The organism is Mycolicibacterium sediminis, assembly GCF_010731735.1.
GTDB classification, from domain to species: Bacteria; Actinomycetota; Actinomycetes; order Mycobacteriales; family Mycobacteriaceae; genus Mycobacterium; species Mycobacterium sediminis.
On sequence record NZ_AP022588.1, the window covers coordinates 1,940,191 to 1,963,879 of the forward strand.

Sequence of the window (23,689 nt, forward strand, 5' to 3'; positions counted from 1 at the left end):
TAACCCGCCGGGGGTGGTGTCAACCGGGACTTCGCCGAGTCCGGGGGGAGGGTGTGGCCGGATCGGACGCGATGCGGAAGGCTGTGGTCGTGGCTGACGGTCCCGGCAAGCAATCCAGCAGCACGTCCATCTACGTCGCGGCCCCCGAGGGCGACACCGGCAAGTCGACCGTCGCGCTGGGCATCCTGCACCGGCTCGCCGCGACGATCGCCAAGGTCGGCGTGTTCCGGCCGATCACGCGCATGGGCGAGGAGCGCGACTACATCCTCGAGCTACTGCTGGCGCACACCACCGCGGGCCTCGACTACGAGGACTGCGTGGGGGTGAGCTACCAGCAGTTGCACGACGACCCCGACACCGCGCTCGGTGACATCGTCGACCGCTACCACCAGGTGGCCGAGCGGTGCGACGCCGTCCTCATCGTGGGCAGCGACTACACCGACGTCGCCTCGCCCAGCGAACTGAGCGTCAACGCCCGCATCGCGGTGAATCTCGGCGCGCCGATCGTCCTCACCGTGCGGGCCGCCGACCGGACGCCCGACGAGGTCGCGCACGTCGTCGAGCTGTGCCTCTCCGAGATCGCCGGCCAGCACGCGCACACGGCTGCCGTGGTCGCGAACCGTTGCACCCCAGATGAACTCGCCGAGGTGGCCGACGCGCTCAAGCGGATCGAGTCGGACGGGGTGAAGTGTTACGTGCTGCCGGAGGAGCCGCTGCTGATCGCGCCGTCGGTCGCCGAATTGCGCGACGCCGTGCACGGCACGGTCATCAGTGGGGACGACGACCTGCTCGAGCGGGAGGCGCTCGGCGTCCTCGTCGCGGGCATGACCGCCGAGCACGTCGTCGAGCGGCTCACCGAGGGCATGGCGGTGATCACCCCCGGCGACCGGTCCGACGTCGTCCTGGCCATCGCCAGTGCGCATGCCGCCGAGGGTTTTCCGTCGCTGTCCGGCATCATCCTCAACGGCGGTCTGCCCCTGCATCCGTCGATCGCCGCGCTGGTCGAGGGGCTCCGGCTGCGGTTGCCGATCGTCACGACCGAACTCGGCACCTACGACGCCGCCCGCGCGGTGGCGCAGACCAGGGGCCGTGTCACGACCCGGTCACAGCGCAAGGTGGACACCGCCATCCAACTCATCGAGTCCCACGTCGACACCGCGGATCTGATCAGGGCGCTGTCGATCGCGGGACCGTCGGTCGTCACGCCGCAGATGTTCACCTACCAGCTGCTCGACCGCGCCCGCGCGAACCGGAAGCGGATCGTGCTGCCCGAGGGCGAGGACGACCGGATCCTCAAGGCGGCGGGCCGCCTGCTCAAGCGTGCGGTGGCCGACCTGACGATCCTCGGCGACGAGCCCGCGGTACGCGCCAGGGCAGCCGAACTGGGCGTCGACCTCTCCGATGCCACGGTCATCGACCCGAGGACCAGCGACCTGGGCGACCAGTTCGCCGAGCAGTACGCGGAGCTGCGCAAGCACAAGGGCGTCACGGTCGAGCAGGCCCGGGAGACCATCCACGACGTCTCGTACTTCGGCACCATGCTGGTGCACAACGACATGGTCGACGGCATGGTGTCGGGCGCCCGGCACACCACCGCGCACACCGTCCGGCCGGCGTTCGAGATCATCAAGACGCTGCCCGACGTGTCCACGGTGTCGAGCATCTTCCTGATGTGCCTGGCCGACGAGGTGCTCGCCTATGGCGACTGCGCGATCGTCCCGGATCCCACGGCGGAGCAGCTGGCGGACATCGCGATCTCGTCGGCGCGTACGGCGAGCCAGTTCGACATCGAGCCGAGGGTGGCGATGCTGTCCTACTCCACCGGCACGTCGGGTACCGGTGTCGACGTCGAGAAAGTCAGAGCCGCAACCGAACTCGTCCGCGAGCGAGAGCCGGACCTGATGGTCGAGGGGCCCATCCAGTACGACGCCGCCGTGGAACCCTCGGTGGCGGCGACGAAGATGCCGGACTCCAAGGTGGCCGGCCGGGCGACCGTGCTGATCTTCCCCGACCTCAACACCGGCAACAACACCTACAAGGCCGTGCAGCGCAGCGCAGGCGCCATTGCGATCGGCCCGGTCCTGCAGGGACTGAACAAACCGGTCAACGACCTGTCGCGAGGAGCGCTGGTGGAGGACATCGTCAACACCGTCGCGATCACGGCGATCCAGGCGCAGGCACTGTGAGCGCCGACCGCACGGTGCTGGTGCTCAACTGCGGGTCGTCGTCCCTGAAGTACGCAGTGGTGGAACCGGATTCGGGTCGTCAGATCGCCGACGGCGTCGTCGAGCGCATCGGTGACGCCGGCGGCCCGCCCGATCACGAGGCGGCCCTGCGCGCGGCATTCGACCAGATCGCCGACTACGGCGACCTGGTTGCCGTCGGGCACCGCGTCGTACACGGCGGGCCGGATCTCTACCAGCCCACCGTCGTGGACGACGCGCTGATCGCCAGGGTGCGGGAACTCTCGGCGCTGGCCCCGCTGCACAACCCGCCGGCGCTGCTCGGCATCGAGGTGGCCCGCAAGGTGCTGCCCGACCTACCACACGTCGCCGTCTTCGACACCGCGTTCTTCCACGACCTGCCCGCGGCGGCCGCGCACTACGCCATCGACCGCGACGTCGCCGAGCGGTGGCACGTGCGCCGCTACGGCTTCCACGGCACGTCGCATCAGTACGTCAGCGAGCAGGCCGCCGAGTTCCTGGAGGCGCCGCTGGAGTCGCTCAACCAGATCGTGCTGCACCTCGGCAACGGGGCGTCGGCGTCGGCGATCGCGGGCGGGCGCCCGCTCGACACGTCGATGGGACTGACCCCGATGGAGGGCCTGGTCATGGGTACGCGGTCGGGTGACGTCGATCCCGGTGTGCTGGTGTACCTCTGGCGTGAGGCGGGCATGTCGGTCGACGAGATCGAGACCATGCTCAACAAGCGTTCCGGTGTGCGGGGACTGGGTGGGGAGACGGACTTCCGGGAACTGCACGCCCGCGTCGACGCCGGTGACGCCGACGCCAAGCTGGCCTACGACGTCTACTTGCACCGGCTGCGCAAGTACGTCGGCGCCTACCTCGCGCTGCTGGGCCGCACCGACGTCATCACGTTCACCGCGGGCGTGGGGGAGAACGACGCGATCGTGCGGCGCGACGCGCTCAGCGGCCTCTTGACGCTGGGCATCGAACTCGACGACGACCGCAACGACGGACCCGAGCGTGGTCCGCGGCGCATCTCGTCGGACTCGTCGCCGATCACGGTCCTCGTCATCCCGACCGACGAGGAGCTGGCGATCGCCAGGGCGTGCGCGTCGGTGATCGGCTAGAGACCATCCCCAGTGCGGGATTCGTGCACAGTGCGTCCTCGCACGACCCGTCCACGGCCGTTCGACGTCAGCCGTCCGGTCGAGCGTCGCGGTCATGGAACGCGACGACTGGCCCTTTCTCGGACGAGAAGCGGTGCGCCGCGGCGACGTCACCGCCCGTCGCCTGCAGAAGGACTTCCGCGCGGTCTATCGCAACGCCTACGTGGCGAAGCGCGTGCCCGTCACGGCGCTGACCCGTGCGCGGGCAGCCTGGCTGTGGGCCGACGGCGACTGCGTGATGACGGGCCTGTCGGCCGCCGCCATCCACGGCGCGAAGTGGATCGATGCCGGCCTGCCCGCCGAGCTCAATCGTGCTGATCGTCATGGCCCTTCGGGCATCCTGTGCCGCTCGTCGACGCTCGAGTCGGACGAGTGCTGCGTGGTCGACGGCATCCGTCTGACCACGCCGGAGCGCACGGCATTCGACGTCGGTCGCAGGATCGGCGGCGACCAGGGGATCGTTCACCTCGATGCGCTCGCCAACGCCACCCGACTCGACGGGGCGGACGTCCTGACGCTCGCCGACCGGCATCCCGGTGCGCGCGGGGTTCGGATTCTGCGCAGCGCCATCGGGCAGGTGGACGGTGGCGCCGAGTCGCCCAGGGAGACCGCGCTGCGACTGCTCCTCGTCCGCGCCGGCCTCCCGAGGCCCGAGACGCAGATCGAGTTCCGCGACCGCTACGGCAGGGTCCGCATTCGCGTCGACATGGGGTGGCGGGAGTGGAAGGTCGCGGTGGAGTACGACGGGGTGCAGCACTGGGCGGACCGTAGACAGCGATCGTGGGACATCGACCGCATCGCGATGCTGGAGTCGCGGAAGTGGACGGTCGTGCGAGTGGGCTCCGAGTTGATGAACCGGCCCGACGTCATCGTCACGCGCGTCCTCGAGAAGCTACGTAGGGCAGGGTGCCCGATCTGACTCGTTGACTGTGCGGGTTCTGAACGCCCTCACTCGACGTTTGCATTCACGAGCCACACAGTCGGCGCAAGGCTAAACGCTAGTCGCGGACCCAGACCGCGACGAAGCCGATCGGGATGCCCGTGCGGACGGCGATGCACTCACGCGCGGTGGCCTCGGCATCGGCGCGTCGCACGACGTGCAGCACGGCGCCGATCTCGGGGATGGCGACCTCGAACAGGCCGCCGTCGCGGGTCACGGTCACCTCGAACAGCTGTCCTGCCATCGGGCGGAGGGTGCGGTGCCGGACGGTGCGGGTGCGGTGGGCGACGTTCGCGCGCATGAGGTGCTTCCTGATCTTGGAATCGGGCCGCGCGCAAAGATACAGCCCCCCGAGCGGGGCCGCCAAATCAGAACGTGCTCAGTGGGCGCACGCTGTTGGCGAGGTCCACCAGCGCGTAGCGGTGCGCCTGCGAGGGTGCCAGCCGGGCCAGTCCGCGCAGTGACGCCTCGACGCCGAGTTGCAACCCATGGTCGGTGAACGGGAAGCCAAGGATGTGGTTGGTGCTGGCCGTGTTGTCGACCAGCCAGTCCATCGCGGTGCCGAGCACCAGCGCCCTGATCTGCAGCACGCGGGGTTCGGTGTCGGGGAGGGCCTCGACGCGGCGGGCGGCGTCGCGGATCTGCTGCTCGGTGACCTCGCTGCCGGATCGTCCCGACAGCAGCGTCACCGCGCTCGTCAGGCGGGCGGTGGTGAAGTGCCGCGAGGTGGGCGGCACCTGGTCGAGGGTCTTGACGGCGGCGTCGCGCTCGCCGGCCGACGACTGCGCACGGGCCAGTCCGAAGCCGGCCGAGATGACGCCGTTGTCGGTGCACCACACGGTCCGGTAGAACGACCGCTCGTCGGAGTTGCCCGACAGTTCGGCCGTCGCGGCCAGCGCGAGCTTGGGCGCGAGTTCGCCGGGGAGCGTGTCGAGGACCTCGGAGAAGTGCTTCATCGCGGCGTCGTAGTCGGCCGACAGCAGTTGCGCCACGCCGCGGAACCACGTGGTGCGCCAGCGCCAGCCCACTCGCTCGGCGAGGTCGTCGAGCTTGCGGTTGGCCTTGGCGACGTCGCCGAGGTCGAGCAGTGCCCGCACCTCCATCAGCGGCAACTCGACCGACTCGGAGAGGTCGATGCCCTCCGACTCGAGCGCGCCGTGCCGGGCCGCCCGCAGCGAGTCCAGCGTCTGCACGGGCTGGCTCAGCAGCGTCGCCGACAGTACCGTCGCGCCGACGTCGGCGGGGTCCACCATGGGCACCGGCAGCGCCCGCACGATCTCCTGCGCCGTCAGCTTCTCGGAGTGCACCTGGCCGTCGAGGTAGACGTCGGTGTGGGCGACGAGGAGGTCCACGCCGAACGTCGACCGCGACGGGCTGAACGTCTGCGACAGGCCCGGGCGCGGCACCCCGGAGTCCCTGGCCACGACTTCGCGCAGCACGCCGAGGAGCTGGCTGGACATCTCCTCGGCGCTGGCGAAGCGGCGCCGCGGATCGGGGTCGATGGCACGGCGGAGCAGCCGGTGGAACGAATCGTATTGCGTCAGAACGGGATCGTCGGCGGGCAGCCCGTCGACGTAACGGCCGTTGCGGGTCTTCAGTTCCAACGTCAACGACGCCAGGGTGCGGCCCACGGTGTAGATGTCGGTGGCGATCGTCGGGCCGGTCCGCACGATCTCGGGGGCCTGGTATCCCGGTGTGCCGTAGAGGAATCCGTAGGAGTTGATCCGGGACACCGCGCCCAGGTCGATCAGCTTGAGCTGCTCCTCGGTGACCATGATGTTCTCGGGCTTGAGGTCGTTGTAGACCAGACCGCTGGTGTGCAGGAAGCCCAGGGCCGGCAGGATCTCGAGCATGTAGCCGATCGCCTGGGACACGGGCAGCTTCTTGCCCTTGACCTGCTTGAGCGACGTGCCGCCGACGTACTCCATCACGATGTAGCCGACGGGGTCGCCGTGCTTGTCGTCGTGCTCGACGAAGTTGAAGATCTTGACGATCGCCGGGTGGGTGACCTCGGCGAGGAACTGCCGCTCGGCCATCGCGATCGCCTGAGCCTCGGCGTCCCCGGAGTGCACCAGACCCTTCAGCACGACGGGGCGGTCGTTCACGTTCGTGTCGAACGCCAGGTAGATCCAGCCGAGCCCGCCGTGGGCGATGCAGCCCTTGATCTCGTACTGGTCGATCACCATGTCGCCCGGCGCCAGTTGCGGCAGGAAGGAGTACGGACTGCCGCAGTGCGGGCACCAGCCCTCCGACAGCGCGGCGCCGTCGGAGGTGGAGCGGCCGACGGGCTTGCCGCAGTTCCAGCAGAACCGCTTGGCCTCGGCGACCACCGGGTTCTTCATCAGGGCGGCGAGCGGGTCGCGCGCCCGGACGCGCGGTACCTCGACGAGGCCGCCACCGAGGCGCCGATACGGCGACCACCGCCGCGTCATCGCGATCGTCTGGTCGCGCGGCTCGGTCTCGACGGTGGTGGCGCGTTCGCTGCCGGTCGAGTCGTCGAAGTCGGGCCGGAACACGGCCTGGGTCGCCATCGGCCGCATGGTGGCGAGCGAGTCGAAGGCCATCACGTCGGCGGGTTGGGTGCCGGGGTAATCGTCGTCTTCCACGTCGTTCACGTCGTCCGCCATCAGCGCTCGTACCTCGCCACGGGGGGCGACGGCGCAGGTCCCAGCACCGACAGCCACTTGCGGTACAGCGTGTTCCACGTGCCGTCGTTTCGAATCCGCTGGAGCGTCCCGTTGACGAAGCGCACCAGGTCGTCGTTGTCCTTGCTGATGCCGATGCCGTACGGCTCCGAGTTCATGCTCGTCCCGACGATGTGCAGGTACGGGTCCTGGGCGACGAGGCCGGCCAGGATCGTGTCGTCGGTGCTGACGGCGTCCACCTGTCGCTGCTGCAGTGCGACCAGGCAGTCTGCCCACGTGACGACCTCGACCACCATGGGCGGCGGGTTGATCTGCCGGACGCGTTGCAGCGACGTGGTGCCCTTCACCGCGCAGACCCGCTTGCCGGAGAGGTCGGAGGCCTCGGCGATCGGTGAGTCGCGCGGCGCCAGGATGCGCTGGTTGGCCGACAGGTACTCGGTCGAGAAGTTGACGAGTTCCTTGCGGGCGCACGTGATGCTCATGGTCTTCACGACGATGTCGACCTGGTTGTTCTGCAGCGCGGTGATCCGGTCGGCGGACGACAGGATGCGGTACTCCACCTGTGAGGGCGTGTCGAAGATGTCGCGGGCCACCTCGCCGGCGATGTCGACGTCGAAGCCGGTGATCTCGCCGGTGATCGGGTCGCGGAAGCTGAACAGGTTGCTGCCGATGTCGAGGCCGACGATGAGCCTGCCGCGGTTGCGGATGTTCTGCACCGCGTCCTCGGCCTGCGACGTGGTGGGGAACGGGCGCAGGCTGGCGGTGCAGTCGTCCTCGTCGGCGACCGGCACCTGAGGGGGTTCCGGCGGCGCCTCCTCCATGCCCGCCGGGGTCGGCGGGGCGAGGGTGACGCTCGGCGTATTGATCGCGGGCGCGGACTCGCTGCACCCGGCCAGCAGGACCGCGGTGGCGAGGACGGCGAGCACCCTGCGCATCGCGGTCACCTGTACTCGCTCAGTCGCGGCCACAGGCCAAGCGCCACGGCGATCGCCGCCATCACGCTCAGCGCCGCGGCGCCGACGGTCGCGCCGGACAGCACCCGCCGCGCGTTGACGATGTCGCTGCGCAGCTGCTGCCTGCTCTCGGCGATGCCCTTGCTCAGCGCGGCGTCGAGCTTGTCGAACGCGGGCGTCGAGTCGTCCTCGCCGGTTCCGAGCGCCACCTGGGTGGCGGCCTGGTAGTTGCCGACGGCGATGTAGGCGTTTATCCGGTCGTCGGCGGCACGCCACCGGCGCAGCAGCTGTTCGGCGTCGGCGAGGTCGGCCTTGTCGATGGCGTCGTCGCGGCCCAGATAGGCCGAGAGTTGCTGCTGCATGGTGTCGATGCGCTGGTAGTAGGACTGCTTGCGGACGCCCTCGTCGCCGCGCCGGATCAACGACAGCGTCTCGTCGGCGCGCGCCTGCTGGGCGGTGATCGCCATGGTGGTCACGGTCTTGAGGGATTCGGCGGCCGTGCTCTTGGCGCTGCGGCTGTCGAGCGTCGAGATGATGATCGCGGTGCCCACCCAGACGATCATCACGAGGACCGCGAGCCCGCCGACCACGAAGCCGACGTTGACCCGTCGGCGGGTGTGCCGGGACAGCCACCGGTTGGCGAAGACGCCGAACAGGATCGTCGCGAGCACCACCAGGATCACCGGCGCCGGGATCCTCGTCGACGCCGTGGTCTCGGAGTCCACCCGCAGCGAGGTCTCCTCGTAGAGCCGTTGTGCGTCGGGCAGGATCTGCGTCTGCATCAGCGACGACGCCTCGGACAGATACGACGAACCGACGGGATAGCCGGCGCGGTTGTTGGTGCGCGCCGTCTCGACGAGCCCGGTGTACACCGCGAGCTGGGCGTTGATCCGGCCCAGCAGCTGCACCATGTCCTCGTCGGTCAGGCCGCTCGAGGCCCGGGTCAGCGCGACGGCGGCATCGGTGATCGCCTGCTCGTAGCGCTGCCGGACGGGGCGCGGTTCGGCGCCCGCGATGAACGCGGTGGCCGCGGCGGCGTCGGCGACGGACAGCGTCGTGTACAGCTCACCCGCGGCGAACGCGAGCGGCTCGGTGTGGTCGAGGACCGTGGTGAGCGCCTGCTGACGATCGTTGATCGTGCTCGAGGTGGCGAAGGCAGACGCCATCACCAACGTGGCCAGCACGACGCCGATGGTCAGGATTCGACCGGGCGTGGTCCAGAGGAACCACCACCGCGGGTGGGTCGGTGTGGTGGGCGACCGCGACGCGAGAGGTTCGGTGGAAGGATGCGCCAACTCCACAGTCACCTGTGCGCGGACCTCGACTTTCCGGCGGCCGGTAGGGGTGTTCCGATTCTATGAAAGAAGTCTAAGAGTTTCCGGTGCGACGCGGTGGCAATCGGGGACACGTGCAGGTTTCGACTGGGTTTCTATCCTGGTGTGGTGCGAGGTGACGGTGACGGCTGGGTGCTGTCGGACGACGGTGCTCATTTCTGGGGTCGGTACGGGGCGGCGGGACTGCTCCTGCGTGCGCCCTGGCCTGGTGGCAGCGCGGCGGTGCTGCTGCAGCACCGCGCCGTGTGGAGCCACCAGGGCGGGACGTGGGGGCTGCCCGGCGGCGCCCGCGACAGCCACGAGACGCCCGAGGAGGCAGCGGTCCGCGAGGCGAACGAGGAGGCCGGACTGACGGCCGACCTGATGACGGTGCGCAAGACCATCGTCACCTCGGAGGTGCCGGGGCCGTCCGGTCCGGCCTGGAGCTATACGACCGTCATCGCCGACGCGCCCGAACCGCTGGCCACCGTCGCCAACCGGGAGAGCGCGGAGCTGCGCTGGGTGGCCGAGGACGACGTCGCAGGCCTGCCGCTGCACCCCGGTTTCGCGGCCAGCTGGGCGCGGTTGCGCGCCCTGACCGCGACTATCCCGCTGCTGGTCGACGGGCGGGACTGAGCGCCGCCTTCAGCTCGGCTGCGGCCGCGGTGGGATCGTCGGCGGCGGTGATCGCCCGCACCACCACGATGCGGGTGGCGCCGGCGTCGAGCACGGCGGGCAGGCGCTCGGCATCGACCCCGCCGATCGCGAACCACGGCCTGTCCCCGGCCGTCCGGGCGGCGTGGCGGACCAGGTCCAGACCCGGCGCGTGTCTGCCGGGCTTGGTAGGCGTCGGCCAGCACGGACCGACGCAGAAGTAGTCGACCTCGTCGACCAGCGCCGTGGCCACCTGCGCCTCGTCGTGGGTGGACCGCCCGATCAGCGGTCCCGATCCGATCACGTCGCGTGCCATCAGTAGCGGCAGGTCGTCCTGGCCGAGGTGCAGCACGTCGGCACCCGCGGCGCGGGCGAGGTCGGCGCGGTCGTTGACGGCGAGCAGGGCGTCGTGTCGGCGGGCCGCGTCGGCGAGCACCTCGAGGGCGGCCAGTTCACCGCGTGCCTCGAGCGGCCCGAACTGCCGTTCGCCCGCGGACCCCTTGTCGCGGAGCTGGATGACGTCGACGCCGCCGCGCAGTGCGGCGTCGGCGAAGTCGGCGAGGTCGCCGCGCTCGCGTCGGGCGTCGGTGCACAAGTACAGCTGGGCGGTCCGGAGCCGCTCGCGGGGTCGTCGCACATGCCCAAGCTAGCGTGCCCGCGGGTAGGCTGACGGCAGCGTCACGGGAGTCCCGGCAGCGGGGCTGAGAGTGGGCACGCGGCCCTTACCGTCACACCTGATCCGGGTCATGCCGGCGAAGGGAGCAGGAGCGAATGTCGTACGAGCTGGCCGTCGTGGGCGGCGGCGTCATCGGGCTGTCGGTGGCTCGCCGCGCCGCGCGGGACGGGTGGTCGGTGCGCGTGCATCGCACGGCGACCCCCGGCGCGTCCTGGGTCGGCGGCGGCATGATCGCTCCGCACAGCGAGGGCTGGCCGGGCGAGGAGGAGCTCCTGCGGATCGGGATGGAGTCGCTGCGGCTGTGGCACGACGACTTCCTGACCGGGCTGCCCGATGCCGTGGTCACCGCGCGCGAGTCGCTGGTCGTCGCCGTCGACCGCGCCGACGCGGCCGACCTCGCGACCATGGGTGAGTGGCTCGCCGCGCAGGGCCATCCCGTCACCGCGACCCGCGCTGCTCGCGACCACGAACCCCTGCTGGCGCAGGGCATCCGGCATGGCCTCGTCGCCGACACCGAACTCGCCGTCGACAATCGCGCTCTGCTCGCCGCGCTCACCGATGCATGCGAAGCGCTCGGGGTGCGGTGGGCGCCGCCGGTCGAATCGCTGGACGAAACGCGCGACGCCGACGTCACCGTGCTCGCGAACGGAGTCGACGCGCCGACGCTCTGGCCGGGCCTCGACGTCCGGCCGGTCAAGGGCGAGGTGCTTCGGTTGCGCTGGCGCAAGGGGTGCATGCCGGTGCCGACGCGCGTGATCCGTGCCCGCGTGCACGGCAGGCAGGTGTACCTGGTGCCGCGGCCCGATGGCGTCGTCGTCGGCGCCACCCAGTACGAGCACGGTCGCGACACCGCCCCCACCGTCTCCGGGGTGCGGGACCTGCTCGACGACGCGTGCGAGGTGGTCCCCGCGCTCGGCGAGTACGAACTGGCCGAGACGGCGGCCGGACTGCGACCGATGACGTCGGACAACCTGCCGATCGTCGGCAGGCTCGACGAACGCACGCTGGTGGCGACCGGCCACGGCCGGTCGGGGTTCCTGCTCGCGCCGTGGACGGCCGAGACGATCGCCGCCGAGCTGACGGTGGGAGTGCCCGCATGATGGTGACGGTGAACGGCGAGGACGTCGTTCTGGACGAGAACAGCACCGTGGCAACGATGTTGACGACGCTGGGCCTGCCGGACAAGGGGATCGCGGTGGCCATCGACTGGGCGGTGCTGCCGCGGTCGGAGTGGGATCGCGTGCTGCCCGACGGTGCGAAGGTGGAAGTGGTGACGGCGGTGCAGGGTGGTTGACTCGGGCAAGCTGACCATCGGTGGCCGTAGCTTCGGCTCCCGGTTGATCATGGGGACCGGTGGTGCGGCCAATCTCGCCGTACTCGAGGAGTCGCTCGTCGCGTCGGGCACCGAGCTGACGACGGTCGCGATGCGCCGTGTCGACGCCGAGAGCGGCACCGGCGTCCTCGATCTGCTGAACCGCCTGGGCATCACGCCGCTGCCGAACACGGCGGGCTGCCGCGGCGCCGCGGAGGCGGTGCTGACCGCGCAGCTGGCCCGCGAGGCGCTCGGCACCGAGTGGGTGAAGCTGGAGGTGATCGCCGACGAGCGCACCCTCCTGCCGGATGCGATCGAATTGGTCCGTGCCGCAGAGCAACTGGTGGACGACGGGTTCGTCGTGCTGCCCTACACCAACGACGACCCGGTGCTGGCCCGCCGCCTCGAGGACGTCGGGTGCGCGGCGGTCATGCCGCTGGGCTCGCCGATAGGGACCGGGCTGGGCATCGCGAACCCACACCACATCGAGATGATCGTCGACCGCGCCGGCGTGCCGGTGATCCTCGACGCGGGCATCGGCACCGCGAGCGACGCCGCCCTGGCCATGGAACTCGGGTGCGACGCGGTCCTGCTCGCGACCGCCGTGACCCGGGCGACCAACCCCCGACTGATGGCGGCCGCGATGGCCGCCGCGGTCCAGGCGGGGCATCTCGCCCGTCTGGCGGGACGAATTCCCAAGCGCTACTGGGCGCAGGCGTCCAGTCCGATGACGCCGTGACGGGTCGCTACGTCGCGCTCGGTTCCTCGATGGCGGCCGGGCCGGGCATCCGGCCCACCGCGTCGGGTGCGCCGTTCGGCTCGGGGCGGTCGGCGGTCAACTACCCGCACCTGGTCGCTACGAGGCTCGGTCACGACCTGGCCGACGTCACGTTCTCCGGTGCCACCACCGCCAACGTCCTGCACGAGGCGCAGCGCGGGACTCCGCCGCAGATCACCCGGATCGACGGCACCGAGGAGCTGATCACCGTGACGATCGGCGGCAACGACGTCGGGTACGTCCCCTTCCTGTTCGCCGCCGGTCTGCCGCGGTTCGTGGCATCGGTGCCACTGCTCGGCGGCAAGGTCCGCGAGCTGCTCGACCCCGCCGCGCGGGACGCTGCACTCGATCGGGTGCCGACCGCCCTCGCCGCCGTGGGCCGGGCGCTGCGCGCGAAGGCGCCGGACGCCCGGATCCTGTTCGTCGACTACCTGACGCTGCTGCCGCCCGCGGGCACCCCGGCGCCGCCGCTGTCCGACACCCATGCCGACACTGGCAGGCGGATCGCCGACACGCTCAAGCGGCACACCGAAACCGCGGCCGCCGACACCGGATGCGAGGTCGTACACGTGGCCGATGCCAGCGTCGACCATCACGCGTGGTCAGCCGACCCGTGGACGACCCGCGTCGGGTTGCCGCTGCCGGGGCGGCCCGCGCCCCTGCACCCCAACGCCGCGGGCATGCGGGCCGTGGCGGACCTCGTCGTCGCCGCACTGACCTGAAATCATCGACGTCGTGATCGAGCTGTCGGGACTCACCAAGAGCTTCGGCCGCACCCGGGCGGTCGACGACCTCACCTGCACCATCGAACCGGGTGTGGTGACGGGGTTCCTCGGCCCCAACGGTGCGGGCAAGACCACCACGATGCGGATGATCCTCGGGCTGGACCGGCCGTCGTCGGGCACCGCGACCATCGGCGGCAAGCGCTACCGCGAGCTGACCGATCCGCTGCGCACGGTCGGCGCGCTGCTCGACGCCACGCAGGTCCACCCCGGCCGGTCGGCCCGCAATCACCTGCGCTGGATCGCCGCCGCCAACGGCATCCCGGTGACGCGCGTCGACGAGGTCCTCGACGTCGTCGGCCTCGAGTCGGTCGCCGACCAGAGTGCGGGCACGCTGTCGCTCGGCATGGGCCAGCGCCTCGGCATCGCCGTCGCGCTGCTCGGAGATCCGCCGGTCCTGCTGTTCGACGAGCCCGTCAACGGACTCGACCCGGAGGGCATCCGGTGGGTCCGCACGTTGATGCGGGCGTTGGCCGCCGAGGGGCGCACGGTCTTCGTCTCCAGTCATCTGCTGGCCGAGATGGCCAACACCGCCGACCGGCTGGTCGTCATCGGCCGCGGCAAGCTGATCGCGGCCACCGACGTCGCGTCGTTCGTCGCCGGCTCCGGTTCGGGCACCGTGCTGGTGCGCAGCCCACAGCTCGAGAAGTTCGCGGGGCTGCTGTCGGAGGCGGGCATCGGGGCGGAGATCGGACCCGACGGCGCGGCACTCGTCGTCCGGGGCGCCGCGATCGACGTCATCGGTGAACTCGCCGCACGCAACGGGATCACGCTGCACGAGCTGAGCACCCATCGCGCGTCGCTCGAGGAGGCCTACCTCGAACTCACCGAGGACGAGGTCCAGTACCGGACGGCCGACCGATGACGGCCATGACGGCGCTCAACGCCGAACGGATCAAACTCGTCACCATTCGGTCACCGCTGTGGTCGGCGTTGGCGGCGGCCGCGCTCAGCCTCGGCGTGGCGGCCCTGCAGGGTGCGACGGCGTACGGCGCGGCAGGTCTGGCACCGCAGCAGGCCGCGATGGGCGTGGCCGTGTTCGGCGTGCCGCTGCTCATGGTGGTCGCCGCGATGACCGTGACGGGCGAGTACCGCACCGGGACCATCCGGTACACGTTCGCGGCGACGCCGAACCGGACGCTCGTACTGGCCGCCAAAGCCGTTGTCTGCGCGCTGTTCTCCGCGGTGTTCACCGTCGTCCTGGTGATCGCGGCGGTCGCGGTCGCCCGGCTGTCGGCCGATCCTATGATCGGTGCCGACCTGTCGCTCGCCGGTCCGGAGGTGTGGCGACTCGCCCTCGCGCTCGCGGTGTTCGCCGCCGTCGCCGCGGTGCTGGGGGTCGCGGTGGGCGCGCTGGTACGGCACGCCGCCGGCGCGGTCGCGATTCTGCTGCTGTGGCCGCTCGTCGTCGAACCCATCCTCGGCAACCTGCCGACCGTCGGGCCACGCATCGGACCCTTCCTGCCGTTCGGCAACGTGTTCACGTTCGCCGACGTGCAGTGGCTGTTCCCGACCTATGCGATGCCGTGGGGCCCGTTCGGGTCGCTGTGCTACTTCGTCGTCGTCGTCGCGGTGGCCTTCGCCGCTGCCACCGTCGTGGTCGGTTCCCGCGACGCGTGACTAACGTGGGGACGATGCGGCAGGGATCTCGGATCACGATGGTGATCCTCACGGTGACGATGTTGGTGCTGGCCGGTTGTGGACGATCGTCGTCGCCGGAGGCCCCGTCGAGCGCACCCGCGCCGGACGCCGGCGCTGCTGCGGACTTCGCCCGACAGCAGCAGGACAGGGTGACCGTCGATGCGATGATGGCGCACCTGGGCAAGCTGCAGGAGATCGCGAACGCCAACGGCGGCAACCGCGCGCTCGGCACGCCCGGGTACGCGGCCAGCGTCGACTACGTCGCCGGGGTGTTGCGCGACAAGGGTTTCGACGTCACGACCGACGAGTTCGAGGTCCGGCTGCCCTTCGCCGACGAGCCGGCGCTGTCGGTGGGCGGGGCGACCGTGAAGGCGACCCCGCTGAACTACACCATCGGCACGCCGCCCGAGGGCGTCACCGGCAGGCTGGTGCCCGCCCGTGTCGACGAGACCCCGGGGTGCGCGCCCGCCGACTACGACGGCCTGCCGGTCGAGGGCGCCGTCGTGCTCGTCGACCGCGGCTCGTGCGCCTTCGGCATCAAGCAGCAGATCGCCGCCGATCGCGGGGCGCGCGCCATGATCGTCGTCAACAACGTCGACGGCGACCAAATCGGTGGCACGCTCGGCGCCACCGCGGACGTCAAGATCCCCGTCGTCGGCATCACCAAGGCCGACGGCGCGCGACTGCGTCAGAATCCCGGCGAGGTCGTGCTCAAGCTCAACGCCGGCGTGCGCGTGGAGCGCACGCGCAACGTCGTCGCCCAGACCAAGACCGGCGACACGTCGAACGTCGTGATGGCGGGTGCCCACCTCGACTCCGTGCCCGAGGGCCCGGGCATCAACGACAACGGCTCCGGCGTGGCCGCCGTGCTGGAAACCGCGGTGCAGCTGGGGAGTTCACCGCAGGTGCGCAACGCCGTGCGGTTCGGGTTCTGGGGTGCCGAGGAACTCGGGCTGATCGGGTCCACCAAGTACGTGCAGACCCTCGACGTCGAGGCGCTCAAGGACATCGCGCTCTACCTCAACTTCGACATGCTGGCGTCGCCCAATCCGGGCTACTTCACCTACGACGGCGACCAGTCGGCGCCGCCGTCGCCCGGTGGGGTGCCGCGCGTGCCGGAGGGGTCCGCGGGCATCGAGCGGACGCTGACCGCCTACCTCGACGGAGCGGGAAAGCAGGGGCGCGACACCGGCTTCGACGGCCGTTCCGACTACGACGGGTTCACTCAGGCGGGCGTTCCTTCCGGCGGACTGTTCGCCGGCGCCGAGGACAACAAGACGCCTGAGGAGGCGGACCTGTGGGGCGGCCAGGGCGAGAAGCCGTTCGACCCGAACTACCACAAGCCCGGTGACACGATCGAGAACATCGACCGCACGGCCTTCGAGATCCAGGGTCGCGGCGTGGCCTACGCGGTGGGGCTGTACGCGCAGGACGAGACGGGGCGCAACGGCGTCCCCATCCGCGAGGACCGCACCCGGCACGTGGTGAAGGACCAGTGACGCGGACCGTCGCCGGTGCGGTCGCCGCGGTGGCGGTCGTCGTGCTCGCGGCGTGCAGTGCGCCCGAGAAGGCCGCGGAGCCGGTCGATCTGGCGCGCGACCTGGCCGCGAAGGTCACCGTCGACGGGATGTTCGGCCACCTGCAGCGGTTGAGCGACATCGCCGACGAGCACGGCGGCAGCAGGGCGGACGGCACGCCCGGTTACGACGCGAGCGTGGACTACGTCGCGGGAGTGTTGCGCGACAACGGCTTCGACGTCGAGACCGCGGACTTCGACCGCGTCGTGCTGGCGGCGGCGGGTGCCCCGACGCTGACGGTCGGCGGTCGCAGCTTCCCGGTGGACCAGGCGTCGCTGCTGGTCCCCACCCCCGCCGGCGGGTTGACCGCGCAGACCCTCCGGCCCGAGAAGTCAGCAGGGTGCACGACGGCCGACTACGGCGACGTGCGGGTGCGCGGCGCGATCGTGGTCGTCGACGACGCCGACTGCTCGCTGGTGGAAAAGCAGAACGTGGCGACCGGCGAGGGTGCGGTGGGTCTGCTGGTGGTCAGCGACTCCGGTGCGCCGGGGTTGTTCACGCCGGGCTACTACCAGCAGCTGAAGGGGCCCGTCGCGGTGATCGGTAGCGATGCCGATGCCGCGCTGCGCCGCACCTCCGCTCGGGTGAAGCTGGTGCTCGATGCGAAGTCGCGCACCGTGACGTCGCGGAACGTGCTGGCGCAGACGAAGACCGGTGATCCGCACCGGGTGATCGTCGCGGGCACCAACCTGGACTCCGCGCCTCGCAGTCCCGGGCTGAACGCCGACGGGTCGGGTGTCGCGGCGGTGCTGGAGACGGCGGTGCGGCTCGGCTCGTCGCCCGATGTCACCAACGCGGTGCGGTTCGCGTTCTGGGGTGCGGGGGAGGCGGGCCAGGAGGGATCGACGAAGTACCTCGCGGGTCTCGGCGGTGATGGCGAGGCCGACCTCGCGATGTACCTGAACGCCGATCAGATCGGCTCGACCAACGCCGGGTACTTCACCTACGACGGCGACCAGTCCGGTGCGCCCAACCCGCAGGTGCCCGCCGCCAGCGTCCCGGCCGGGTCTGCCGGCATCGAGCGGACGCTGGCCGGATACCTCAACCTGGCGGGCAAGCGGCCCGCGGATCAGCCGCTCGGACGGTCGGGCGACTACGCCCCGTTCCTTGCCGCGGGCATCCCGATCGGCGGCATCACCACAGGTGCGGCCGGCCGGAAGACCGAGGTGCAGGCCCGGCTGTGGGGTGGCCAAGCGGGTCAACCGTTCGACCCCGCGTACCGCACCCGCCGCGACACCATCGCCAACGTCGACCGCGACGCACTCGGGATCACCGGGCCCGCTGTGGCTTTCGTCGTCGGTACCTACGCGGCGTCGACGGACGGGCCGAACGGGCTGCCGTCGCGCGGTTAGCCGGGGCGTCCGCGCAGTCGGACGGACAGGCACGTCACGCAGCCCTCGAGCTTCTCGTACTCGGAGATGTCGACCTGCACGGTGCGGTAGCCGCGGTCCTCGAAGATCTTGGCGCTCTCCGGCGCGGCCGCCGACATCAGGAGCAGGTCGTCGCCGAGCAGGACGACGTGTGCGCCCGGCTCCTCCGGGACGGCGAGGAAGCGGTCACCCCAGACGCTCGTGTCGTCGACGACGGGCTCGTAGCCGATCACCGTGCCGTCGGGCAGGGCCGTGACGGCGGACTTCAGGTGTAGCACCTTGGTCAGGGGCACCGTCACGACGTGCGCGCCGAGCGGCTCGAGATGGGTTCGAAGCTGTTCGATCGCAGCGTCATTCGTGCGACCACCTCGGCCGACCCAGACGGTTCCGCCGTGCTTGAGGACGTCGCCGCCGTCCAGGGTGCCGGGCGCCTCGATGTGCGCGATGCGGTAGCCCTGCGCACGCACCGCCTCCTCGGCCGCGGCCGTCTCGGGCTTGCGTTGATCGGCACCGGGACGGCTGATGACGGCGAGGTCGCCGTAGACGACCATCGTGTCCTCGACGAAGACGGAGTCCGGGCACTCCGGTGCGAGCGGCACCTCGTGCGTCGTCCATCCCGCATCGGTGAGGGCGGCGACGTAACCGTCCCACTGTCGTTGCGCGAGTTCGACGTCGACGTCCTCGCTGCGGTCGATGTGGGTGACGAGTCCTTCGTTCAGTCGGGGTGACGGTCTGCGGACGAGGGCGTGGCGGGCGGACATGGATCGATGCTGTCATGGTGGTCGGGCCTTCGGCGACACTTGGGTGGTCTTCGGATGTGGGGCGCGAGTGTGTGCGGTGAGCACTTCCGCTCCATGACGACGAGAGTCTGCTCGTCCGCTTGCTCGAGTACTGCCGCCGGCGACGGACTGGGATCGATGGGTTCACTACTCAGCCTTGGTGGACGAAAATCAGGCAGGGCCCCACGGTGTCCTCGAAAAGGCAGTGCTATGTCGGTTGTCATCTCTTAGGACATGGGTGACAGTTCTGCATCAGGACATCGGTGACGTTTCGGTTGGTCTTGGTGGTGACACTTCTGCACCGAGGCTGCCGGGGTGGCTGTCAATGAACCCATCGATCCTCGCGTCCGGCTGGCGATCTCGCAGTGGCCCGATGACGCGCCGCGGGGTGCGGTCTCGACGTTCTGCGCCGAGCACGGTATCTCAAGAAAGTCGTTCTACGCGTTACGTCAACGCGCGATAGCCGACGGGCAGGCCGCGGTGCTGCAACCGAGGACACGACGACCGAAGTCGAGTCCGTCGAGGTTGAGTGATGAGGTCAAGGCGCAGGCAGTGGCGGTACGTGCTGCCCTGGAGGCCTCCGGACTGGATCACGGGCCGATCAGTGTGCACGACAAGATGCACGCGATGGGCCTGCCGCAGGTGCCGTCCACGGCGGCGCTGGCGCGGATCTTCCGGGAGGCCGGCGTGGCTCGGCTCGAGCCGAAGAAAAAGGCCCGTTCGGCGTGGCGACGGTTCGTCTACCCGGCACCGAATGCGTGCTGGCAACTCGACGCGACCGAGTACGTCCTCAGCGGCGGGCGCACGTGCGTGATCTTCCAGCTCATCGACGACCACTCCCGCTACGCGGTCGCCTCCCACGTGGCGTGGTCTGAGACGGCCCAGGCCGCCATCGCAGTGTTCGACAAGGCCGTCGCCGATCGTGGTGTACCCCAACGACTGTTGTCCGACAACGGGGCCGCGCTCAACCCGTCCCGGCGCGGACACCTCGGCCGACTCGTCAGTCATGTGGGCGCCCTAGGCGTGCAGACCATCACCGGCAAGCCCTACAAGCCGACCACCCAGGGCAAGAACGAACGCTTCCATCAGACCCTGTTCCGCTACCTCGACAAGCAACCGCTCGCCGGATCGCTGGCCGAACTCCAAGCCCAGGGTCGACGCGTTCGACCACCTCTACAACACCGAACGCCCCCACCAGGGCCTGCCCGGTCGCATCACCCCGCAGACGGCGTGGGACGCCACCCCCCACGCCGATCCGCCCCGTCCCCAGCCGGACCGGCCGATCTACCCAGCGCCCGTTCCGAGCGCCTACCGCAGGCCCCGCACTCCGCCACCACCGAACCTGCCCGCCAACACCCGTGCCAGAACGATCAGCACTGCGGGGACCATTCATCTGGACACGGTCACCTACCGAGTCGACGCACAACGCGCCTTCGAGCAGGTCCTCGTCGTCACCGTCGACGACCAGGTCATCATCACCGACCTTCAGGGCGAAGTCCTCGCCGAGCACACCCGACCCGCACCCGGTATTCGATACGTCGGCAACGGTCGACCACGGGGCCCACGCCCCAAAACCGACAGACCGTCACCGAAGTCCTGACACATCAACTGTCACCGAAGTCCTGATGCAGAACTGTCACCTATGTCCTGAGACATCACACAGTGCTATGTCGGTCACGTCCTGTAGAATCGAACACATGTTCGATTCATCCGATCCCGCGGTGCTGCTGTTGCAGCGGATGGGGTCGGCGGCGCGTACGGAGGCCCAGGCCGCCGCGCAGCGGCTGGTGGCGATCGCGGACTTCATGCAGTTGCGCCTCGCCGAGGGTGGGGACGGTACCGAGGAGTGGTGGGTGGATGCGACCGGGGCGGCGACGGTGGAGATCGCCGCCGCCCTCGGAGTATCCCGCGGCCAGGCCGGCGCTCATGTCCGGTATGCCCGGGCGCTACGGGAGCAGTTGCCGCTGCTGGGGGAACGGTTCCTCGCCGGCGACGTCGACGAAGCGACGTTTCGGGCGGCGGCGTTCCGGACCGGGTTGATCCTCGACGACGCGATTCTGGCCGGGGTGGACGCCGTCCTCGCGCGGCGGGCACCACGCTGGGGCCGGTTGAACCGGACCGCGCTGGACGCCCGGATCGACGCGATCGTCGCCGAGGTCGACCTCGACGCGGTCCGGCGCCGCGAACACCGCGTCGCCGACCGTGGGGTGACGATCGAGGGCATCGAACACGGCCTGGCCTACGTCACCGCGACGGTGTACGCCACCGATGCGGCGGCGGTGTCGGCGCGGCTGACCGAGTTGGCGAACACGGTGTGCGGCGACGATCCGCGGACGTTCGCGCAGCGGCGCGCGGATGCGATGGCCGCGCTGGCGGTCGGGGCGGCCCGGATGGCGTGCCACTGCCGCCGCGACGACTGCCCCGCCGGCGGCACCGGGGTGACCAGTGCGGTCGTCATCCACGTCGTCGCCGACCAGGCCGCCCTGGACGGGGATCGGCGCGGGGTCGCGGTCACCGCGGGGTATGAGGGGGTGATCCCGCCGGAGGTCGTCGCGGAGTTGGCCCGGGACTCCCGGCTGCGCCCGGTCCTGCACCCCGGGACGGCGGCGGAACCGGAGTGTGGGTATCGGCCGTCGCGGGGGTTGGCGAACTTCGTGCGGGCCCGGGACCTGACGTGCCGGTTCCCCGGGTGTGAGGTGGCGGCGTTCGACTGCGACGTCGACCACACGGTGCCGTGGTCGGCCGGTGGGCGCACCCACGCGTCGAACCTGAAGTGCCTGTGCCGGTTCCACCACTTGTGCAAGACGTTCTGGGGGTGGCGTGACGAGCAGGCCCCGGACGGGACGGTGCTGTGGACCTCCCCGGCCGGGGAGTGCTACCCCACCTCCCCGGGTAGTGGGGAGGTGTTCCCCGCACTGAGCGTCCCGACCGGACCCGCCACCCCCGCCAACGCTGGCGGGGAGTCCGGTGGTGACCGCACGGCGATGATGCCGCGCCGGCGTCAGACCCGCACCAAGCAGCAGGCCGCCGACATCCTCGCCGAACGACACGCCAACCGGGAACGGCGGATCAACCCGCCACCCCTGCACCGCTGCGAAGAGGACTACACCTACGAGGAAACCTTCCTCGAAAACCGCATGCGCCAACCCGAACCACCACCACCGTTCTAGTCGGCGAGGTCGAACGCGGCGATCACCTTGGTCGGCGTGACTCGCACGACGAGTTCGCCCGGCACTGCGTTGCGGCGGCCGAACTCGTCGGCACGATCGGCACCCATGTAGCGACCGCCGATCCGGGTGGCGGTGTCGAGCAACTCGTCGGGATCCTCACCCGTCGACGCAATGCCCTGCACCTGGACGAACGAGAACGGCGGATCCTGCGCGTCGACGCAGATGACGACCCGTGGGTCACGGGCCAGCGCGCGTCCCTTGGCCGTGTCGCTGCCGGTGTTGAAGACGAGCTGGCCGCCCTCGACGATGAACCACACCGGCGCGACCAGCGGCCGGCCGTCCGATGCGACGTAGCCCAGCTTGCCGGTGCGGGTGCCTTCGGAGAGGAAGGCGATGACGTCGTCGGTGAGGTGGTCCATCTCCCCAGCCTAGGACTCGCTCACGGCTGCAGGGGGCTGGTGTCCTCGGTCGCGTCGTCCGCCCGGGCGGTCCGCAACCCGAGCAGCTTCATGCCGTGGTAGACGATCAGCGCGGCGATCGACCCGAGTGCGATGCCGGTGAACGTCAGATCGCCTGCAGTCCAAGTGAAGTCGGCGATGCCGATGATCAGCGGGATGGCGGCCGTCATTTGGTTGATCGGCAGGCTGAAGTCGACGTGGTTCGTCAGCCAGATCCTGATGCCCAGCACGCCGACCAGGCCGTACAGCACGATGGTCGCCCCGCCGAGCACCCCCGGCGGAATGGCCGAGATCAGCGCGCCGATCTTGGGGCACATTGCCAACACGATCGCCACCACCGCCGCGATCCAGTACGCCGCAGTCGAATACACGCGCGTCGCCGCCATCACGCCGATGTTCTCCGCGTACGTCGTCGTCGCCGACCCGCCGCCGAAGCCCGCCAGCGTCGTCGCCACGCCGTCGGCCGCGATCGCCCGGCCCATCAGCGGATCGGTGTCGGTGTCCGTCATCTGCCCGACCGACTTCACGTGCCCGATGTTCTCCGCTACCAACGCGATGACCGCCGGCAGGAACAGCGGCAGCACCGCCAGCGAGAACGTCGGCGTCTGGAACTGCGGCAGCCCGATCCAGGCCGCGGCGTCGATGGCCGCCTTCGCCTCGGCATCGACGTCGTCGAGCACCCACGCGAGGGCGTAGCCGACGACCACGGCGATGAAGATCGCCAGCCTGCCGATGATCCCTCGGAAGAATGCCAGCGTCCCGACCAGCAGCACCAGCGTGATGATGCCGACCAGCGGGCCCTTCACGAAGTTGTCCTTGGCCGCCGGTGCCAGGTTGAAGCCGATCAACGCGACCACCGCACCCGTGACGACCGGCGGCAGCGTCGCGTTCAGCCACCGCGTCCCGACGAAGTGCACCAGCCCGCCGATCAGGATCAGCACTACGCCGAGCGCCACCAGCCCGCCGAGGGCTCCGCCCGCACCGTCCGACCCCACCGCGGCGACGACCGGTGAGATCACCGCGAAGCTCGAGCCGAGGTAGCTGGGCAGGCGGTTCCCGGTGATGATCAGGAACAGGATCGTGCCGACGCCGGAGAACAGCAGCGTCGTCGCGGGCGGAAACCCGGTCAGCACCGGCACCAGGAACGTCGCGCCGAACATCGCGACGACGTGCTGCGCGCCGATGCCGATGGTGCGGGGCCAGCTCAGCCGTTCGTCGGGTCCGACCACAACGGCGTCACCGGCAACGGGCGTCCAACTGAATGCGCTCACGAAGGGGAATCACACACC

General features: G+C 70.3%; 21 protein-coding genes, 1 pseudogene and 1 riboswitch. Of the genes and pseudogenes, 14 read left to right on the forward strand and 8 right to left on the reverse strand.

Annotated elements, in window-relative coordinates; all coding sequences use genetic code 11:
• Positions 1 to 89 precede the first annotated feature (89 nt).
• The 3 genes from pta to G6N64_RS09275 all read left to right on the forward strand — a co-directional run bounded on the left by pta (position 90) and on the right by G6N64_RS09275 (position 4,271).
• Positions 90 to 2,186: a phosphate acetyltransferase gene (pta, locus tag G6N64_RS09265; protein WP_246231063.1), complete on the forward strand. Its 2,097-nt coding sequence runs from the start codon at positions 90 to 92 to the stop codon at positions 2,184 to 2,186.
• The gene (locus G6N64_RS09270; protein WP_163796629.1) at positions 2,183 to 3,313 is read left to right on the forward strand and encodes an acetate kinase; all 1,131 of its coding nucleotides are present in this window, start codon (positions 2,183 to 2,185) and stop codon (positions 3,311 to 3,313) included. The genes pta and G6N64_RS09270 overlap by 4 nt, the downstream gene beginning before the upstream one ends.
• A gap of 94 nt (positions 3,314 to 3,407) precedes the next feature.
• Positions 3,408 to 4,271, forward strand: a complete 864-nt coding sequence (locus tag G6N64_RS09275; RefSeq protein ID WP_163796630.1) for an endonuclease domain-containing protein — start codon at positions 3,408 to 3,410, stop codon at positions 4,269 to 4,271.
• Between the two features lie 79 nt (positions 4,272 to 4,350).
• Here the strand turns inward: G6N64_RS09275 and G6N64_RS09280 are convergent, their stop codons facing one another.
• The 4 genes from G6N64_RS09280 to glnX all read right to left on the reverse strand — a co-directional run bounded on the left by G6N64_RS09280 (position 4,351) and on the right by glnX (position 9,197).
• Positions 4,351 to 4,593 carry a long chain fatty acid-CoA synthetase gene (locus G6N64_RS09280; RefSeq protein WP_246231064.1) on the reverse strand — a complete coding sequence of 81 codons (243 nt, stop codon included), beginning with the start codon at positions 4,591 to 4,593 and terminating at the stop codon, positions 4,351 to 4,353.
• Positions 4,594 to 4,660: 67 nt separating this feature from the next.
• A complete protein-coding gene (locus G6N64_RS09285) occupies positions 4,661 to 6,919 on the reverse strand; it encodes a serine/threonine-protein kinase PknG (RefSeq protein WP_163796631.1) in 2,259 nt (752 codons plus the stop codon).
• Positions 6,919 to 7,872 carry a glutamate ABC transporter substrate-binding protein gene (locus G6N64_RS09290; RefSeq protein ID WP_163796632.1) on the reverse strand — a complete coding sequence of 318 codons (954 nt, stop codon included), beginning with the start codon at positions 7,870 to 7,872 and terminating at the stop codon, positions 6,919 to 6,921. Before G6N64_RS09290 ends, G6N64_RS09285 begins: the two co-directional genes overlap by 1 nt.
• A 5-nt stretch (positions 7,873 to 7,877) precedes the next feature.
• Complete coding sequence (glnX, locus tag G6N64_RS09295; RefSeq protein ID WP_163796633.1) at positions 7,878 to 9,197, reverse strand: protein kinase G-activating protein GlnX; 1,320 nt, start codon at positions 9,195 to 9,197, stop codon at positions 7,878 to 7,880.
• Between the two features lie 135 nt (positions 9,198 to 9,332).
• On the opposite strand from glnX, the gene G6N64_RS09300 reads away from it, so the two are divergent.
• The gene (locus tag G6N64_RS09300; RefSeq protein ID WP_163796634.1) at positions 9,333 to 9,839 is read left to right on the forward strand and encodes an NUDIX hydrolase; all 507 of its coding nucleotides are present in this window, start codon (positions 9,333 to 9,335) and stop codon (positions 9,837 to 9,839) included.
• Here G6N64_RS09300 and thiE read toward each other — a convergent pair.
• Positions 9,808 to 10,494: a thiamine phosphate synthase gene (thiE, locus tag G6N64_RS09305; RefSeq protein WP_163796635.1), complete on the reverse strand. Its 687-nt coding sequence runs from the start codon at positions 10,492 to 10,494 to the stop codon at positions 9,808 to 9,810. The genes G6N64_RS09300 and thiE overlap by 32 nt on opposite strands.
• Before the next feature lie 33 nt (positions 10,495 to 10,527).
• A riboswitch (TPP riboswitch) is annotated at positions 10,528 to 10,635 on the forward strand.
• Between thiE and thiO the strand changes: the two genes are divergently transcribed.
• From thiO to G6N64_RS09345, 8 genes are all read left to right on the forward strand, one after another.
• Positions 10,629 to 11,633: a glycine oxidase ThiO gene (thiO, locus tag G6N64_RS09310; RefSeq protein ID WP_163796636.1), complete on the forward strand. Its 1,005-nt coding sequence runs from the start codon at positions 10,629 to 10,631 to the stop codon at positions 11,631 to 11,633. It overlaps the preceding riboswitch by 7 nt.
• Positions 11,630 to 11,827, forward strand: coding sequence for a sulfur carrier protein ThiS (gene thiS, locus G6N64_RS09315; protein ID WP_163796637.1), 198 nt, complete (start codon positions 11,630 to 11,632; stop codon positions 11,825 to 11,827). The genes thiO and thiS overlap by 4 nt, the downstream gene beginning before the upstream one ends.
• Positions 11,820 to 12,584, forward strand: coding sequence for a thiazole synthase (thiG, locus tag G6N64_RS09320; protein WP_163796638.1), 765 nt, complete (start codon positions 11,820 to 11,822; stop codon positions 12,582 to 12,584). Before thiS ends, thiG begins: the two co-directional genes overlap by 8 nt.
• The gene (locus G6N64_RS09325; RefSeq protein ID WP_264002256.1) at positions 12,581 to 13,345 is read left to right on the forward strand and encodes an SGNH/GDSL hydrolase family protein; all 765 of its coding nucleotides are present in this window, start codon (positions 12,581 to 12,583) and stop codon (positions 13,343 to 13,345) included. The genes thiG and G6N64_RS09325 overlap by 4 nt, the downstream gene beginning before the upstream one ends.
• A gap of 13 nt (positions 13,346 to 13,358) precedes the next feature.
• Complete coding sequence (locus tag G6N64_RS09330) at positions 13,359 to 14,270, forward strand: ABC transporter ATP-binding protein (RefSeq protein ID WP_163796639.1); 912 nt, start codon at positions 13,359 to 13,361, stop codon at positions 14,268 to 14,270.
• Positions 14,267 to 15,025 carry an ABC transporter permease gene (locus G6N64_RS09335; RefSeq protein ID WP_163796640.1) on the forward strand — a complete coding sequence of 253 codons (759 nt, stop codon included), beginning with the start codon at positions 14,267 to 14,269 and terminating at the stop codon, positions 15,023 to 15,025. Before G6N64_RS09330 ends, G6N64_RS09335 begins: the two co-directional genes overlap by 4 nt.
• Positions 15,026 to 15,039: 14 nt before the next feature.
• The gene (locus tag G6N64_RS09340; protein ID WP_163796641.1) at positions 15,040 to 16,545 is read left to right on the forward strand and encodes a M28 family metallopeptidase; all 1,506 of its coding nucleotides are present in this window, start codon (positions 15,040 to 15,042) and stop codon (positions 16,543 to 16,545) included.
• The gene (locus tag G6N64_RS09345; RefSeq protein WP_163796642.1) at positions 16,542 to 17,975 is read left to right on the forward strand and encodes a M28 family peptidase; all 1,434 of its coding nucleotides are present in this window, start codon (positions 16,542 to 16,544) and stop codon (positions 17,973 to 17,975) included. The genes G6N64_RS09340 and G6N64_RS09345 overlap by 4 nt, the downstream gene beginning before the upstream one ends.
• Here the strand turns inward: G6N64_RS09345 and ddaH are convergent.
• Positions 17,972 to 18,754, reverse strand: a complete 783-nt coding sequence (gene ddaH / locus G6N64_RS09350; RefSeq protein WP_163796643.1) for a dimethylargininase — start codon at positions 18,752 to 18,754, stop codon at positions 17,972 to 17,974. The two genes, G6N64_RS09345 and ddaH, sit on opposite strands and share 4 nt — an antisense overlap.
• 333 nt (positions 18,755 to 19,087) lie before the next feature.
• Here ddaH and G6N64_RS09355 point away from each other — a divergent pair.
• Both G6N64_RS09355 and G6N64_RS09360 read left to right on the forward strand, forming a co-directional pair.
• Positions 19,088 to 20,372: pseudogene (locus G6N64_RS09355) on the forward strand (integrase core domain-containing protein).
• 97 nt (positions 20,373 to 20,469) lie between these two features.
• Positions 20,470 to 21,942 (forward strand): HNH endonuclease signature motif containing protein, encoded by a 1,473-nt coding sequence (locus tag G6N64_RS09360; protein ID WP_163796644.1) that lies wholly within the window; start codon positions 20,470 to 20,472, stop codon positions 21,940 to 21,942.
• Here G6N64_RS09360 and G6N64_RS09365 read toward each other — a convergent pair.
• Together G6N64_RS09365 and G6N64_RS09370 are read right to left on the reverse strand one after the other, a co-directional pair.
• Positions 21,939 to 22,361 (reverse strand): PPOX class F420-dependent oxidoreductase, encoded by a 423-nt coding sequence (locus tag G6N64_RS09365; RefSeq protein WP_163796645.1) that lies wholly within the window; start codon positions 22,359 to 22,361, stop codon positions 21,939 to 21,941. The two genes, G6N64_RS09360 and G6N64_RS09365, sit on opposite strands and share 4 nt — an antisense overlap.
• A 20-nt stretch (positions 22,362 to 22,381) precedes the next feature.
• On the reverse strand, positions 22,382 to 23,671 hold the full coding sequence (locus G6N64_RS09370) for a uracil-xanthine permease family protein (RefSeq protein WP_163796646.1): 1,290 nt from the start codon (positions 23,669 to 23,671) through the stop codon (positions 22,382 to 22,384).
• Positions 23,672 to 23,689: the final 18 nt, after the last annotated feature.

Bases quoted from the DNA above. Each gene is read 5' to 3' on its own strand.
- G6N64_RS09340 (WP_163796641.1), top strand. From the start codon at position 15,040: ATGCGGCAGGGATCTCGGATCACGATGGTGATCCTCACGGTGACGATG.
- G6N64_RS09365 (WP_163796645.1), bottom strand. From the start codon at position 22,361: ATGGACCACCTCACCGACGACGTCATCGCCTTCCTCTCCGAAGGCACC.
- G6N64_RS09285 (WP_163796631.1), bottom strand. From the start codon at position 6,919: ATGGCGGACGACGTGAACGACGTGGAAGACGACGATTACCCCGGCACC.
- G6N64_RS09290 (WP_163796632.1), bottom strand. From the start codon at position 7,872: ATGCGCAGGGTGCTCGCCGTCCTCGCCACCGCGGTCCTGCTGGCCGGG.
- G6N64_RS09280 (WP_246231064.1), bottom strand. From the start codon at position 4,593: ATGCGCGCGAACGTCGCCCACCGCACCCGCACCGTCCGGCACCGCACC.
- thiS (WP_163796637.1), top strand. From the start codon at position 11,630: ATGATGGTGACGGTGAACGGCGAGGACGTCGTTCTGGACGAGAACAGC.
- G6N64_RS09335 (WP_163796640.1), top strand. From the start codon at position 14,267: ATGACGGCCATGACGGCGCTCAACGCCGAACGGATCAAACTCGTCACC.
- G6N64_RS09360 (WP_163796644.1), top strand. From the start codon at position 20,470: ATGTTCGATTCATCCGATCCCGCGGTGCTGCTGTTGCAGCGGATGGGG.
- G6N64_RS09275 (WP_163796630.1), top strand. From the start codon at position 3,408: ATGGAACGCGACGACTGGCCCTTTCTCGGACGAGAAGCGGTGCGCCGC.
- thiO (WP_163796636.1), top strand. From the start codon at position 10,629: ATGTCGTACGAGCTGGCCGTCGTGGGCGGCGGCGTCATCGGGCTGTCG.
- ddaH (WP_163796643.1), bottom strand. From the start codon at position 18,754: ATGTCCGCCCGCCACGCCCTCGTCCGCAGACCGTCACCCCGACTGAAC.